Consider the following 14,042-nt stretch of genomic DNA (forward strand, 5'->3'; position numbering starts at 1 on the left):
ACGACGCCCTGGCGGGAGCGAGCCGCCTATTGACCGTCGAGGCTCCGCTCCTCGACGAGCCGGCCGTTGAGGATGCGCTCGATCGCGGTCCTGCCCACGAGGGCGGACTCCTCGATCGTCTCGTCATCCGCGCTCGGCTCGTCCTCGACGAAGCGGAGGTCGACCGTACTGCGCACAGCGGCCGCTTCCTCGGCCCGTTTCCGCTCGGCTTCGTCGAGCAGTTTCTGGTAGCGGCTGACCGGCTTGCGCAGTGCGTTGCCGGGATCGGCCGGCCGGTCGGACGGCGAGCCGACCCTCTCCGCTGCGTCGTCGGGCGCAACGACGGCAGCGGATCCCCGTGCCATCGACCCCGGCCCCGGTGATCCCTGGGCGGCGGGCGCGGCACCGGAACGGCTGTCCGCAAGAGCGTCCGTGCGGATGAAGCTCGGGATGACGGGGCCGGCCGGACGAGCACCAGCAGGCGACGCGTCCGGTCCACCAGCCTCGGACGGCGAGACCGGTCCATCGCTCTCGGGCGCCCGCTGGGCAGGCTGCGCCTCCAGTGGCACTGAGGACTGCACCGGCGGCGACAGTCCGTCCCCGGGATCGGCGCGATCGACGGTCTTTGCGTTGCTGTCCGCCGATCGGTCCGCTGCTCGCTCCGGTGCGGCGGCCGGAGGGCTCCATACGACACTGCGTGATGCCGTCCGCTCGGCAGCCCGCTGATCGGCTCCCCCTGCAGGGTCGGACACCTGCCCAGGTGATCCGCCAGCGGGGGTGGGACCACGCTGATCGGCTCGCCCGGACGGGGCGGGGCCCGGTGCGCGCTGATCCTGGCCTGTCGGTTCGGCACTGCCGGAGCGCGCTGAGGTGTGGGGCACGGGGCGGACAGGATCACCTGGACGCTGGCCCACTCCTCCGACGGCGGAGTGGGAGCCGGACCGCTCGGGAGGACGGGTGCCGCTCGCCTGCGCTGCAGGTCCACCCCGCTGTCCGGCGCTGCGGTCCGGGCGGGAGGTCTGGTCGACGCCGGGCGACGGCGACCGACGGTCGTAGGGATCCGCGGGAACGGAGCCCCAGCCGGGGCCGGGGTCGAACGCTTCCTCCGGTGGTTCCACCAGGGCCCAGGAATCGTCGGACATGGACGGATCCCAGGCGCTGACCGCTTCCTGCCGGGTCTCGTCACGGGCGCCCGGTGCCGCAGCGCCCCTCGGGTGCTGTGCAGCCGGTCGACGTGGCTGATCGGGGAGCGCTCCGCTGCCGGCTGAGGCGTTGCGGTGCGGCGGCATGCCCGATGATGCAGATGCAGCGTCGCGTAGCGGGCCGGTGATGGCAGGACCACGTCGTGGAGCCTCCGCAACCGTCTCGGGCGGCGTGGCTGCGGGTGGGGATGCGGCGGCGCCTTGAGCGTCTACGTCACCCCTCCGGGATGCCGGCGCAGCTGGCGAGGGGCTACCGCCGGCCGGAGATCCAGCCGGGCCGGGTGCAGTGGGAGCAGCAGGGCCCGCTGCAGCAGGTGCACCGACGCCGGGTGTCCGCCCGCGACGGGATCCGGCAGCAACGGCCGGGTGTGGGCTGTCGGCCGAGGGTGCAGCGGGGCCGGGTGCAGTGGGAGCAGCAGGACCCGCTGCAGCAGGCGCACCGACGCCGGGCGTCCCACCGTGGCGGGATCCGGCAGCAACGGCCGGGTGTGGGCTGTCGGACGAGGGTGCAGCGGGGCCTGACGCAGTAGCGCCGATACCCATGGGCCGCTCTTCCGGCGCAGGAGTGGGCACAGTGGAGCCCGGGTCCGGGCTCCCCGGACCGTTCTGGCTAGCCGGTACTTTTGGGCCCGACTCACCCGCCCCGTCGGCGTCGTGGACCGCTTCGATGGAACAGGTCAGACCAAGGACCTTGTGGATGGCCTGCTTCACGTTGTCCATGTGCTGACCGCGCTGGAACCCGATGGCCGTTCCCTGGTTGGCGAAGGCGAGGACCAGTTGGTTGCCCTCGAAGGAGCGCGGTTTCGCGGACACGTTCACGATCAGCCAGGTGGCCCGCTTGATCTTCGCCACCTCGTCCATGATCTCCGGCCACGCTCGCCGCACCATCTCGACGTTCCCGCCGCCGCGGGCCGCCGGCGGAGCACCCTGAGCGCCTGAAGGTGCGCCGGGCTCTGCAGCGGGGGTTGGTCGGGCTTCCGGACCAGGACCCCGGGCGTCTGCTGGACGGGGGGCTGGAGCGCGGTCGTCCTGCTCGGGACGGCGCCCCTGGGCGTCACCGCCGGCTGCCACGGGACGCGTCGACTGGCTGTACTCCGCGGCACCCTGTGCGCCGTGCTCGGATGACGGGGTACCGGGGTGTGCGTCGCTCGGTGCGGAGGGTGACGCGGAGGGGGACGGGGTGGCGCCGGACCTGGCGGGACCGGATGTGGCGGAACCGGACGCGGCCTCAGCGCCGGCTGGAGTGGAACCGGCGTCGGCTGGAGCGGAACCCGCGTCGGCTGGATCAGGACTCGTGCCGGCTGCGACAGAGTCGGCGCCGGCGGAACCTGATCCGGTCCCGGCGGCGGCACCCGCGGCACCCGCGGCACCCGAACTGGTCCCGGCACCGGAGGGGGCCGGAGCCGCACCGTTACCGGAGGAACGTCGGCCTGCCGGCGCGTCACTGAAGGCCGAATCGGTGGAGACGCCCCAGGCGCCACCCCAATCCGGCGATGAATCCGCTGCTGCGGAGCCCTGCCCCGCACGATCGGGGCGCACGGCTGCAGGGATAGCCGGAGCGGCGGGGGAGTTGGCTGCCGGTACCGCTGCAGGGATGGCTGGAGCGGCGGGATCAGCTGCGGGAAGCGACCAGCGAGCCGCCGCCTCTTCCGCGTTGCGTGGGACGTCCAGCCGCGCCCGCGCCGGGCGTGCGGGCGCCGCATCCGGTTCCGTCTCGGGTGATGCCTCTGGCGATGCCTCGGGTGACGCCGCGGGTGACGCTGCGGCCGGGGCGCCGCCGGCGTACTCGAGGCGTCGCTCGATCCGGTCCACGCGGGCGAGCGTGCCCCGGGCGGAGGCATCGGCGGCCGGCAGCAGGAGCCGTGCGCACAGGAGTTCGAGGTGCAGGCGCGGCGAGGTGGCGCCGGTCATCTCCGTCAGCGCCGTGTTGGTGATGTCAGCCGAGCGGGACAGCTCCCCGGCGCCGAGCTGCGTGGCCTGCGTCCGCATGCGGTTCAGCTGGTCGTCCGGCACGCCGCGGAGGATCGAGGAGGCACCCTCGGGTACCGCATTGATGACGATCAGATCCCTGAAGCGCTCGAGCAGGTCCTCGACGAAACGGCGCGGATCATGACCGGTCTGGATGACGCGGTCCACGGCATCGAACACCGTCCCGGCGTCTCCTGCCGCGATCGACTCGACGACGTCGTCGAGCAGGGTGGCGTGCGTGTACCCGAGGAGGGACACCGCGAGCTCGTAGTCGAGGCCCGCTTCGCCGGCACCGGCCATGAGCTGATCGAGCACGGAGAGCGAGTCGCGGACCGAGCCGCCGCCCGCGCGGATGACGAGCGACAGGACGCCCGGCGCCACCGGCACGTTCTCCTGCCGGCACAGCAGCTCGAGGTACCCCAGGAGGGGCTCCGGCGGAACGAGCCGGAAGGGGTAGTGGTGCGTCCGCGAACGGATGGTGCCGATGACCTTGTCCGGTTCGGTGGTCGCGAAGATGAAGAGGATGTGCTCCGGCGGCTCCTCCACGATCTTCAGGAGGGCGTTGAACCCGGCGGACGTGACCATGTGGGCCTCGTCGATGATGAAGATCTTGAAGCGGTCGCGGACCGGCGCGAACGTGGCGCGCTCACGGAGGTCCCGGGCGTCGTCCACGCCACCGTGGCTGGCGGCGTCGATCTCGATGACGTCGAGGCTCCCGGAACCGTTGCGGGCGAGCTCCACGCAACTGTCGCAGACGCCGCAGGGCGTGGAAGTGGGCCCCTGGGCGCAGTTCAGGCACCGGGCGAGGATGCGCGCGGAGGTGGTCTTGCCGCAGCCGCGCGGCCCGGAGAACAGATAGGCGTGGTTGATGCGGTCCTTGTCGATGGCCGCCATCAGGGGGTCGGTGACATGCTCCTGACCGATGACGTCCGCGAAGGTCTCCGGACGGTAGCGACGGTAGAGGGCTGTACTCACGGAAGAACCTTATCGGTTGATGCTGACGGTTTGCATGCCGGGCAGGCAGGGGTGGAGAACAGGCCCGAGGGGTCCACGACCCACGGCTGCCGCGGGAGGCGCGCCGTGTCGAAAGCCCCGAGCGCGGCCTGGAGCGATCCCTCGGGAAGCCCGAGGGAGGACAGCAGGAGCGCGAGGACCGCACCGGGCGTCCGCCCCTGCGCGGCGAGGTCCTCCAGTGTCACGGCTCCGTCCCGTTTGGCAAGGCGGCGCCCCTCGGCCGTGACCGCCAGGGGGACGTGCGCGTAGACCGGCGCGGGCAGGCCGAGCAGGGAGGCGAGGTAGGCCTGGCGCGGCGCGGACGTGAGGAGGTCGTCCCCGCGCACCACCTGGTCGACGCCCTGCGCGGCGTCGTCGACGACGACGGCGAGGTTGTAGGCGATCACCCCGTCGTTCCGTCGCAGCACGACGTCGTCGACCGGCGCTGCCACGCGCCCGGCGAGGACGTCCTCGACGGCCCAGGTGTCCACCGCGGCTCTCAGCCGGAGCGCCGGAGGGCGCTCGCGGCGCCGTCGTGCCCGGTCCTCGGCTGTGAGGCCCCGGCACGTGCCGGGGTAGAAGCCGGGACGTCCATGGAGTGCGCTGGCGGCTTCGGCGATGTCGCGGCGCGTGCAGAAGCACTCGTAGGCGAGGTCCCGATCGATCAGCGCGCGGAGGGCCTCGGAGTAGAGGTCGGTGCGGTCGCTCTGTCGGAGGACGGGGGAATCGGAGGTGATGCCCAGGTCGGCGAGTTCCGCCAGCTGATCCGCCTCGGCACCTGCCCGGACACGGTCGAGGTCCTCGACCCGGATGAGGAAACGGCGCCCGGTGGACCGGGCGAACAACCAGGCGACGACGGCGGTCCGGAGATTGCCGACGTGCAGCCGGCCGGAGGGGCTGGGTGCGAAGCGACCGGCGCCCGTGTCTGCCACCGTGCACCCTCCTCGGCTGGGCTCGCTTAAAAGTGAAGACCCCCCATGCACCTGCCAGAGCCCGCTTACCCTTGCTACCTTCCGGTCCTGGGGGAGTTCACAGGATGACACCACATGAGGGGCCGGGAAATAGTCTACACAGCTGACAGTGCCGCCCCCGAATCGACGGCGGGGCCCGGAATGCGGCGCGATTCGGCAGGAGCCGCTTGTATGGGTATTCTGGTATCTGCTCCGAACGAGGAGGATTCGCCTAGCGGCCTATGGCGCACGCCTGGAACGCGTGTTGGGTTCACGCCCTCGGGGGTTCAAATCCCCCATCCTCCGCTCATAGCAATCAGCAGGACCCCGGCATCCGTGCCGGGGTCCTGCTGTCTATGCGGGCGAGGTGCCGCCGACCCTGCGGATACGGATCTTCGCCGCCGCTTCCGCGGGACCCTCGGGCCCGAGCCCCAGCCTGATGACGCCGAGGACGAGCCGCACCGCCGGACGGATGGGCAGCGGGACGGGCCCGAGCGACGGGACGCGCAGCCCGAGCATCTCGCGGTGCCGCGGCTCGAGCGTCGCCACCGCGCCCGCCAGGAGGATCTGGTAGCCGAGGCGCTGGGACCGTGGCAGGGGCGGGTGCCGGATGTACGCGAGCGCCTCCTGAACCTGGTCGCTCCCGGTCAGCTCGTCGTCGAAGGCGGCCAGTTGGGCCCGGAGTTCCGCCTCGGACCGTGGCGGGTCCTCGAGGCCCATCAGCTCGCCCGCGGCCGCCCACTCGCGCACGTACTCGTCGACACCGCCGGGGATGGGCCCGCCGTACGCCCGGTGCGCCGCCACGAAGGCGTCGGTGAAGGCCAGGTGCACCCACCGGATGAGGTCCGGATCGGCAGCCGAGTAGGGCTTCTCCGTCCCGCGGCTGTCGACGTAGGTGCCGTGCACCCTCGTGTGGAGCCGCTGCACGAAGGCGGAGCCCTCCTGCGCGGCGACCCTCGAGCCGTAGGTGACGGTGTAGATCCAGCGGATGGTGTTGGCCAGGCGCCCGAGCGGCTCCTCGCGGAAGCTGGAGTGCGCGTGCACGCCCGCCATCGCGCCGGGATGCAGTGCCTGGAGGAGGAGGGCGCGGATGCCCGCGACGGTCGGGGTGATGGAGCTATGGACGGTCCACACTGCGGATCCGACCGGGAAATAGCCGGGATCGTCGCCCTTCTCGAACTCGAACTGCCACTGCGGGATGGTGGGATCGCCGTCGGTGAAGGTGGTGCGGAGCTGCGTCTTCCACGTGGCGATGATTCCCATGCGGCGATCCGTCCTGTCGGTGCTTCCGCGGCCCTGCGGGCCGTCAGCTGTCCAACGTCCTTCCGCCCCGGTTTGCTCCGGTGACCCCGGTGGTGCCCATCCGCATGGCAGGGTGGGACGAAGCAGGAGCACACCACCTACCAGGGAGCAGCCATGTCCTCGACGGACCTGTACGGTATCGACCTCACCATGAACGACGGCACACCGAGGTCCTTCGGCGACTTCCGCGGCCGGCCCGTCCTGGTGGTCAATGTCGCGTCCAAGTGTGGTTTCACGCCCCAGTACGCGGGGCTGGAGGCGCTGTACAGCAGGTACTCCGAGCAGGGCCTCGTGGTCCTCGGCATGCCCTGCAACCAGTTCATGGGGCAGGAACCCCTGAACGACGGCGAGATCGCCGAGTTCTGCTCGACCACGTTCGGCGTGACGTTCCCGCTGATGGCCAAGGGCGACGTCCGCGGGAAGGACCAGCACCCGCTCTACCAGCAGCTGACGACCTTCAAGAACGGCGTGCTGCCGGGCCTCGTGAAGTGGAACTTCGAGAAGTTCCTGGTCAACCGCGAGGGCGAGATCGTCGCACGCTTCGCGCCCACGGTGGAGCCGGACGCCCCCGAGGTCGTCGCCGCCATCGAGAAGGTCCTGGAAGCCCAGGCGGCCTGAGCCGGAGGCCTTCGGCAGCAACCCGGGTGTGCCGGCCGGTAGGCGCCGGGGCCAGCAATCCTAGCCGAGCGAGGCCACGCACCGGGCGAGGAAGGCGGCGCCCGCCTCCTCGTGGATGAGAGCCCCTTCGGTGATGACCTCGTAGGGCTTCGCCGGGACGCCGTCCGCGGGCCGGACGTCCACGTGGGCGACGTCGAACCCCTGCTCGTGCAGGTAGTCGGCCATGGCGTAGTCGGTCCGGGAGTCGCCCACGGTCCGCCAGGTGCGCGGAGGGTCCATGAAGGGTGCGACGAGCGTGAGGGCACGTTCGGCTCCCACATCCTTGCCCGTCCGCACCGACTCGATGTCGGTCGAGATGATGGTCGGGTCCACGCGGTAGTCGATGTGGCCGTCGCTGTCCGGTTCCTCGCGGTCGAGGCGGGACGCACCCATGTCGTGGCTGTGCAGGATGTCCATCGCGTCGTCGTCGAACCCCTGCTGGCCCATCAGGTAGTCCGCGTTGGTCGCGGTGAGCAGCTGCTCCACCGAGACCATGGCGAGCTTGGTCTCGTCGAAGAACATGAGGTCGGCGTACTTCTCCTCCACGAGGTCGCGCACGTCATCGGCGAAACTCACCGGCAGGGCGAGGTCGCGGTCCACGAAGACCTCCCCGGCGCCGTCGGCCGTGAACGAGAACCAGGTGGCGCCCTTCTCGCAGACGGCGTGGAAGGTGACGCCGATCGGGATGCCGGCGGCGATCATGGGCGTCATCACCTGCTCCCGGATGAAGGCGTCCGACCGGCCGGTGTTGAAGACGACGGGCCAGCCTGCGGCGGCGAGGGTGAGCAGATCCGCGATGATCCCTGCCGGTACGGTGCGCGTCACCGGGCTGGCGACGGGCCCGTCGACATCGAGCAGGAGTCCCGCCGTGGGCTGCGCCGGAGCGGTGACGGGCAGTGCGGGGGCGTCGGGCAGGAGATCGAGCGGGGCATCCGTAGGCATGTCCCCATTATGTTCCCGCCCGGGCCGCCCTTCCATCCGCGGCTACGGTGACCTTGCTTCGTGCGACACTTCACCCCATGAAAAGAGCGTCGCCGGGCATCGTCGTCGTCGGGTCCATCAATGCGGACCTCGTGGTCACCCTCGCACGGCACCCGCATCCTGGTGAGACCGTGCTCGGGCGCTCGATGACGGTGCTGCCCGGCGGCAAGGGCGCCAACCAGGCGGTGGCGGCCGCGCTGCTGGGCGCGGATGTCACGCTGATCGGCGCCGTGGGGTCGGACGCGTACGCGGATATCGCGCTGTCCGCACTGTCGGCCGCGGGTGTCGACCTCGGCGCGGTCAGCAGGCTCGACGGCGGGACCGGCGTCGCCGTCGTCGAGGTGTCCGACGACGGGGAGAACACCATCGTGGTGCTGCCCGGCGCCAACGATCAGGTCACGCCGGACGTCGTCACGGCGTCAGCGGAGGCGATCCGGAACGCTGCCGTCGTCATCGTCCAGGGCGAACTGCCGGCAGCATCCATCGAGGCGGCCGTCCGCGCCGCTACCGGGCGCGTCGTCGTCAACCTGGCGCCCGTCATCGGGATGGAGCGCGACGTCCTGCTCCGGGCAGATCCACTCGTCGTCAACGAGCACGAGGGAGCCCTGGTCCTCGAGCAGCTGGGCGGGACCGCGACCGGCGGCCATGGCTCCGTGGTCGAGGCGCTCCTCGCCTGTGGCTTCGCCTCCGTGGTGATGACGCTCGGCGGCGCGGGAGCGCTGCTGTCCGACGGCGCCGCCGTGCGTCCGGTCCCGGCGCCCACTGTCTCCGCCGTGGACACCACGGGTGCGGGGGACGCCTTCGTGGGCGCGCTCGCGGCCCGGCTCGCCGCCGGAAGCACCCTCGACGATGCCGTGCACTTCGCCGTCCGCGTCGGCTCCTACGCCGTCCAGCACCCGGGGGCCCAGCCCTCCTACCCCACGCTCGATGACGAGCTGCCCGAACCACAGCACCCGCGCATCGCGGGTTCCCAGCAGGAATCGAGTCCGTGAAGAAGTCAGGCATCATCAACGCACCCCTCAGTCGGGCTCTGGCGACGCTCGGCCACGGTCACCTCGTGGTCATCGCCGACTGCGGACTCCCGCTGCCGGATTCGGCGTCCGTCCTGGATCTGGCGCTGGTGCGCGGGATCCCGTCCTTCACCCAGGTGCTGGACGCGGTGCTCGCCGAGATCGTGGTGGAGGGTAGTACGGCCGCCGCGGAGGCCCGGGGGTCGGACGTGGACGCCTGGCTCGAGGACAGTGGCCTGCAGCCCACACGCATCTCCCACGAGGACCTGAAGGGACTTCTGCCCGAGGCCCGGCTCATCATCCGGACCGGGGAGGCAACTCCCTACGCCAACATCGTCCTGCAGTGCGGCGTCGACTTCTGATGTGAGCGTTCCGTGCCCGGGGGTAACCTTTGGGCCACGAGATGCCTGCTTCCGGGCGGCCGCGTTCCATTGCCCCGCGCAATTACCTAGGCTGTAGCAGTGATCTTCAAAGCAGTCAGTGACGGCCGGCCGTACCCCGACCACGGACACGTGACCCCCAAGGACTGGGCCGAGGTGCCCCCGCGGCAGGTGCGGCTCGACGAACTCGTGACCACCAAGACGACGCTCGACCTCGAGGCGCTGCTGGCCGAGGACTCGACCTTCTTCGGTGACCTGTTCCCCCACGTGGTGCAGTGGAACGAGACCATGTACCTGGAGGACGGCCTGCACCGCGCCGTGCGGACCGCGCTGCACCAGCGGACCATCCTGCACGCGAGGGTCCTCGTGCTCAATGACTGAGGAGGACTCGCCGCGCCGTCAGCGGGCGCAGGCGAAGCGGGATCCCACCGAGTGGCACGGGCACAGGATCGTCACCGAGACGGACCTCGGCGCGGTGTTCGAGGAGGACGACGCCGCCAGGCGCCGTCGTGCCTCGATGCGCCGCATCCGCCACGGAGTGGTGCTGGTCGTCCTGATCGGCCTGCTCGCTGCCGCCGTGTACGTGGCGCTCGGGATCGCCCGGGGCGACATCAGCGTCGGTGCGGCCGAGGCCTCGCCCGAACCGACCTCCACCTGCCCGGCCGGGCCGTTCGACTACCAGGACCCGAGCGCGATCACCGTCAACGTCTTCAACAGCACCACGATCGACGGCCTGGCGACGACGGCGGCCGACCAGCTGCGCGGGCGCGCCTTCGCGGTGCGGGACATCGGCAACAGGCAGGTCGGATCCACCGGCATGACCGCGATCATCGTCTCCGGCGAGGGCGGACGAGCCAACGCCTTCACCCTCCAGCGGACCATCCCCGATTCCCTCTATGTGGCCGACGAGCGCGAGGACCGGACGGTGGACGTGATCGTCGGGTCGTCCTACGCGGGCATCGTTCCGCCCGAGGGCGTCGACATCACCCCCGCGCCGCTGAGGTGCGCGGGTGAGGACGAGACGCCCACCCCGACGCCCACCGCTCCCTAGCGGACGTCGGCCTCAGGCCCGTCGTCGCAGGGCTGCGCGCCGCGCACCGAGGGGGTAGACGACCCAGAGGACCAGCACGACGGCGAGCACTGACGCGGCGACGATCAGCCCTGCCGCGCGGTTCACCACCAGGTCGAAGACCAGCCACGCCGTCCCGGCGAGCACCAGCCCCACGAGGGCGATCGTCGTGCGGATGAGAGCTGCGGTGTGACGCACCAGGGTCGCCTTCACCCGGAGCCCGAACAGGACGCGGTGCAGGTTGACCGAGGTCAGGACGAGGGCGGTGATCAGGGCCGAGGCGCAGACCAGGCAGAGGTACACGGTGACCTGGACGTCGTCGAGCTCGGCGAAGCGGCTCTGGAACGGCAGCGTCAGCAGGAAGCCCGTCAGGATCTGGATGCCGGTCTGCATCACGCGCAGCTCCTGCAGCATCTCCTGCCAGTTGCGGTCCAGGCGCTGGTTGCTGCTCTCGCCCCGGCCGTCGTCCTCCACGGGGCTGCTCATCCGGGGCGCATCCTCCGGTGCGGCGGGTCCGTCAGGCCCGCGCGCCGCCCTGCCAGACGGCGTCGAACGGTGCGTTGGACGCCACCCGGTTGCGGATGCCCTCCGTGACGAAGGCCTTGGCCGTCCGCGCGGCGTCGAGCGGGGCCGCGCCCTTGGAGAGCTCCGCTGCGATGGCGGCGGCGAGCGTGCAGCCCGCGCCACTGACGGCGATCTCCCCGACCTTGGGCTCGGACAGCACCTCGAGGGTCTCGCCGTCGTAGTAGACGTCGACGGCGTCGGGACCCTCGATGCGCACGCCGCCCTTGGCGAGGACCACGGCCCCGCTCTGCCGGTGGATGATCCGCGCGGCCTCCTTCAGGTCCTCGAGATCGCCGATGGTGATGCCCGAGAGTGATTCGGCCTCGAAGTGGTTCGGCGTGACGAAGGTGGCCAGCGGCAGGATGTTCGCCTTCAGGGCCTGATCCGTGTCCAGCGCGGCACCGGGCTCCTGGCCCTTGCAGATCAGCACGGGGTCGAGGACCACGTGGTCCCACTCCTGGCTCCCGAGCGCGGTGGCGACCGTGTCGATGGTGGCAGGTGTGCCGAGCATGCCGAGCTTGACGGTCCTGAGCGGGTAGCAGCACTGGACGGCCTCGAGCTGGTCCGCGATGACCTGCTGGTCCACGGGGACGAAGCGGTGCTGCCAGTCCCTGTTCGGATCGAAGGAGACGATGCACGTCAGCGCGACGATGCCGTACACGCCGAGTTCCTGGAAGGTCTTGAGGTCGGCCTGCGCACCTGCGCCACCCGTCGCCTCGGACCCGGCGATCGTCAGGGTGATGGCGGGGGCAGGGCGCGTCTGGGTATCGGGCATGCCCCTAGTGTGCCCGAACCGGTGCGGGGGCTTCCACCCGGTCGGGGGTGAGGATCTGCCGGAGCGCCGGGCCCAGGGTGGGGTAGTCGAAGGTGAACCCGGCGTCGAGGAGCTTCCTCGGGGAGACCCACCGGCTCTTGAGGACCAGCTCGGCCTCGGTGCGGATGATCATGCCGCCGAGTTCCAGGAGCCAGGCCGGTGTCGGCAGGCCGGCAGGCACGTGGAGGCGCTCGCGGACGGCGGCCATCAGCTCGGCATTGGTCACCACACCGGGTGCTGCCAGGTTGACGGGACCCTCGAGGGTCGGGGTCGCGGCGATGAGGACGACGGCGCGGTACAGGTCGTCGAGGTGGATCCAGCTGAACTTCTGCGTGCCCGGCCCCATCCGACCGCCCAGTCCTGTCCGTGCCAGCGTGGAGAGCGGAGCCATGACGCTGCCGGGGCCCAGGACGATCGCGATGCGCAGGGCGACCTTCCGCACGCCGGGTGTGGCGGCGTCGGCCAGGGCCTGCTCCCACGCCCGCGCCACCGAGACGGAGAACCCCGTACCGAGATCGCCGTCGTCCTCCGTCTGCGGCCGGTCCATGGCATGCCGGTAGATGGTGCCGGTGCTGGAGTTCATCCATACCGGCGGCGGCGTCCCACCACTCTCCCTGCACAGGGCGAGTGCACGCCCGAGCTCCTCGGTGGTGTCGACCCGTGAGGAGAAGATCGCGTCCGCGTTCCGCTTGCCGTAGCGGCAGTCGACGCTCCGGCCGGCGAGGTTGACGAGGGCATCGGCGCCGTCGAGCACGCTCGCGATGGCCGCGGTGTCCCCCCAGACGGCGGGCCCGCTGCGGCCGATCGTGCGCACCTCCACCCCGGCCTCGGTGAAGCGCCGGACGAGGTGTGTACCGATGAAGCCGGACGCGCCGGCGATCACGACGGTCTGCAGGGTGTTCGGGACGATGTTCATTGCGTGCGGACCAGCTTCCAGACACTGGCACGGGCCAGGGCGCCCGCACCTCCGATGACGAGGGCCGTGGGGAGACCGTCCCCGAGGGCCGTGGACGGGGACAGCAGGACGGCGACCACGAAGGCGGCCACCGCGAAGGCGACGAAGAAGACGCCGACATGGATCCACTGGTTGCGGACCGGCCGCAGGAGGTATCCGACGACGACGCCGAGGGGCAGGCCGGTCACGAACCCGATGCCGAGGCCGTACCAGAGGGCGATCACGAAGATGCCGAGGCCGCCGGGACCCCACCGCAGCGCGAAGACCAGGGCGAGGGTGACCACGCCGACCAGGAAGCCGACCACCACGGCGCCGATCCCGAAGGTCACGTGGTGCCGGGAGGGCGTCAGTCCGGCGTCGGCCGATCCGACGGCGCCCGCCGGGGTGCCCGTGCCGTCGTCCGCCGCGCTGTCACGGCCGGCGCCGTCGTCCGGTTCGGCGGGGCCACGGGGCGCAATCATTGCCGTATCCCGCGGATGAGCTGGACGATGTCCTCGACGATCTTGCGGACCACGGGCAGCCGGGACAGGATCACCAGCTTCGAGATGAGCGGCGCGGCCTGGTCGATGAGCCGGCGGGTCCTGGCCTGGCCCGGCGACGCGTCGTACACCCAGAAGAGCGTGACCCCCATGTAGGCGTACCAGAGCAGTTCGGGGAGGTCGTCCCGGATGGCCAGCGGTGGCTGCGGCCGGGACATCAGCACTGCCTGCCGGAAGAGGGAGATCGCGCGGGCCCGGGCCACGGCCGATTCGCTGCCGAACGGGCTCGTGGTCGCGGAGGGCTTGATGGCGATGCCGATGAAGTTCGAGCCGAAGTCGTGGTACGGGCCCATGACGTCGATCCCCGTGTTCAGCACGATCTTCAGGAGTTCGCCGAGATTCTGGCCCTCGCGCAGCAGCGGCAGTGCGAGGGTGCGGTGCTCCTCCTGCAGGCTGCGGTACAGCTCGTGCACGAGGTCGTCCTTGGAGGCGAAGTAGTAGTAGGCGCTGCCCGTGGAGACGTTCGCGGCGGTGGCGATGGCGCGCATGGTCGTCTTCTCGTAGCCGATCTCGCGGAACAGCCGCAGCGCGGTGGACACCAGCAGCTCCCGGGTGGCTTCACCTCTGGCCGTCGACGTCGGCATCGGACTCCTTCTTGAACGTGTTCAATTCGAAGTGTACGCCTCTTTTGAACACGTTCAATAGATGGCCTGCAGCCCGTCTGCTGACGAAGGGTGCG

The 14,042-nt window shown here is 71.0% G+C and carries 14 protein-coding genes, 1 tRNA gene and 1 other RNA gene; 6 read left to right on the forward strand and 10 right to left on the reverse strand.

Annotation, left to right across the window (positions count from 1 at the left end):
* Nucleotides 1-26 precede the first annotated feature (26 nt).
* From FNH21_RS17140 to ffs, 3 genes are all read right to left on the reverse strand, one after another.
* A complete protein-coding gene (locus FNH21_RS17140) occupies nt 27-4,124 on the reverse strand; it encodes a DNA polymerase III subunit gamma and tau (protein ID WP_152816283.1) in 4,098 nt (1,365 codons plus the stop codon).
* A complete protein-coding gene (gene gluQRS / locus FNH21_RS12805; protein WP_191931949.1) occupies nt 4,121-5,074 on the reverse strand; it encodes a tRNA glutamyl-Q(34) synthetase GluQRS in 954 nt (317 codons plus the stop codon). Before gluQRS ends, FNH21_RS17140 begins: the two co-directional genes overlap by 4 nt.
* Before the next feature lie 31 nt (nt 5,075-5,105).
* An RNA gene (ffs, locus tag FNH21_RS12810) (signal recognition particle sRNA small type) lies at nt 5,106-5,201 on the reverse strand.
* A 112-nt stretch (nt 5,202-5,313) separates the two neighbouring features.
* On the opposite strand from ffs, the gene FNH21_RS12815 reads away from it, so the two are divergent.
* Nucleotides 5,314-5,398, forward strand: a tRNA-Ser gene (locus tag FNH21_RS12815).
* 48 nt (nt 5,399-5,446) lie between these two features.
* Here FNH21_RS12815 and FNH21_RS12820 read toward each other — a convergent pair.
* On the reverse strand, nt 5,447-6,355 hold the full coding sequence (locus FNH21_RS12820; protein WP_152816285.1) for an oxygenase MpaB family protein: 909 nt from the start codon (nt 6,353-6,355) through the stop codon (nt 5,447-5,449).
* A gap of 153 nt (nt 6,356-6,508) precedes the next feature.
* Here FNH21_RS12820 and FNH21_RS12825 point away from each other — a divergent pair, with 153 nt between their 5' ends.
* On the forward strand, nt 6,509-7,012 hold the full coding sequence (locus FNH21_RS12825) for a glutathione peroxidase (RefSeq protein ID WP_152816287.1): 504 nt from the start codon (nt 6,509-6,511) through the stop codon (nt 7,010-7,012).
* A gap of 60 nt (nt 7,013-7,072) precedes the next feature.
* On the opposite strand, the gene FNH21_RS12830 is transcribed toward FNH21_RS12825, so the two are convergent.
* Nucleotides 7,073-7,993 (reverse strand): Cof-type HAD-IIB family hydrolase, encoded by a 921-nt coding sequence (locus FNH21_RS12830; protein ID WP_152816289.1) that lies wholly within the window; start codon nt 7,991-7,993, stop codon nt 7,073-7,075.
* Between the two features lie 77 nt (nt 7,994-8,070).
* Between FNH21_RS12830 and FNH21_RS12835 the strand changes: the two genes are divergently transcribed.
* The 4 genes from FNH21_RS12835 to FNH21_RS12850 all read left to right on the forward strand — a co-directional run bounded on the left by FNH21_RS12835 (nt 8,071) and on the right by FNH21_RS12850 (nt 10,473).
* Nucleotides 8,071-9,024, forward strand: a complete 954-nt coding sequence (locus FNH21_RS12835) for a ribokinase (RefSeq protein ID WP_152816291.1) — start codon at nt 8,071-8,073, stop codon at nt 9,022-9,024.
* Nucleotides 9,021-9,404 (forward strand): D-ribose pyranase, encoded by a 384-nt coding sequence (gene rbsD / locus FNH21_RS12840; RefSeq protein ID WP_191931950.1) that lies wholly within the window; start codon nt 9,021-9,023, stop codon nt 9,402-9,404. Before FNH21_RS12835 ends, rbsD begins: the two co-directional genes overlap by 4 nt.
* Nucleotides 9,405-9,503: 99 nt before the next feature.
* Nucleotides 9,504-9,803: a type II toxin-antitoxin system VapB family antitoxin gene (locus tag FNH21_RS12845; RefSeq protein ID WP_055765330.1), complete on the forward strand. Its 300-nt coding sequence runs from the start codon at nt 9,504-9,506 to the stop codon at nt 9,801-9,803.
* A complete protein-coding gene (locus tag FNH21_RS12850) occupies nt 9,796-10,473 on the forward strand; it encodes a LytR C-terminal domain-containing protein (protein ID WP_152816293.1) in 678 nt (225 codons plus the stop codon). The genes FNH21_RS12845 and FNH21_RS12850 overlap by 8 nt, the downstream gene beginning before the upstream one ends.
* Before the next feature lie 12 nt (nt 10,474-10,485).
* On the opposite strand, the gene FNH21_RS12855 is transcribed toward FNH21_RS12850, so the two are convergent.
* The 5 genes from FNH21_RS12855 to FNH21_RS12875 are packed head-to-tail and all read right to left on the reverse strand — an operon-like array spanning nt 10,486 to nt 13,947.
* Nucleotides 10,486-10,977, reverse strand: a complete 492-nt coding sequence (locus FNH21_RS12855) for a DUF6328 family protein (RefSeq protein WP_152816295.1) — start codon at nt 10,975-10,977, stop codon at nt 10,486-10,488.
* Nucleotides 10,978-11,008: 31 nt separating this feature from the next.
* On the reverse strand, nt 11,009-11,830 hold the full coding sequence (locus FNH21_RS12860; protein ID WP_152816297.1) for a hydroxymethylpyrimidine/phosphomethylpyrimidine kinase: 822 nt from the start codon (nt 11,828-11,830) through the stop codon (nt 11,009-11,011).
* A gap of 4 nt (nt 11,831-11,834) precedes the next feature.
* Nucleotides 11,835-12,785 (reverse strand): TIGR01777 family oxidoreductase, encoded by a 951-nt coding sequence (locus FNH21_RS12865; RefSeq protein ID WP_152816299.1) that lies wholly within the window; start codon nt 12,783-12,785, stop codon nt 11,835-11,837.
* Nucleotides 12,782-13,285 carry a hypothetical protein gene (locus FNH21_RS12870; RefSeq protein ID WP_152816301.1) on the reverse strand — a complete coding sequence of 168 codons (504 nt, stop codon included), beginning with the start codon at nt 13,283-13,285 and terminating at the stop codon, nt 12,782-12,784. Before FNH21_RS12870 ends, FNH21_RS12865 begins: the two co-directional genes overlap by 4 nt.
* The gene (locus FNH21_RS12875) at nt 13,282-13,947 is read right to left on the reverse strand and encodes a TetR/AcrR family transcriptional regulator (RefSeq protein WP_152816303.1); all 666 of its coding nucleotides are present in this window, start codon (nt 13,945-13,947) and stop codon (nt 13,282-13,284) included. Before FNH21_RS12875 ends, FNH21_RS12870 begins: the two co-directional genes overlap by 4 nt.
* Between the last annotated feature and the right edge of the window lie 95 nt (nt 13,948-14,042).

This window comes from Arthrobacter bussei, assembly GCF_009377195.2.
In the GTDB taxonomy this organism is placed as follows: Bacteria; Actinomycetota; Actinomycetes; order Actinomycetales; family Micrococcaceae; genus Arthrobacter_D; species Arthrobacter_D bussei.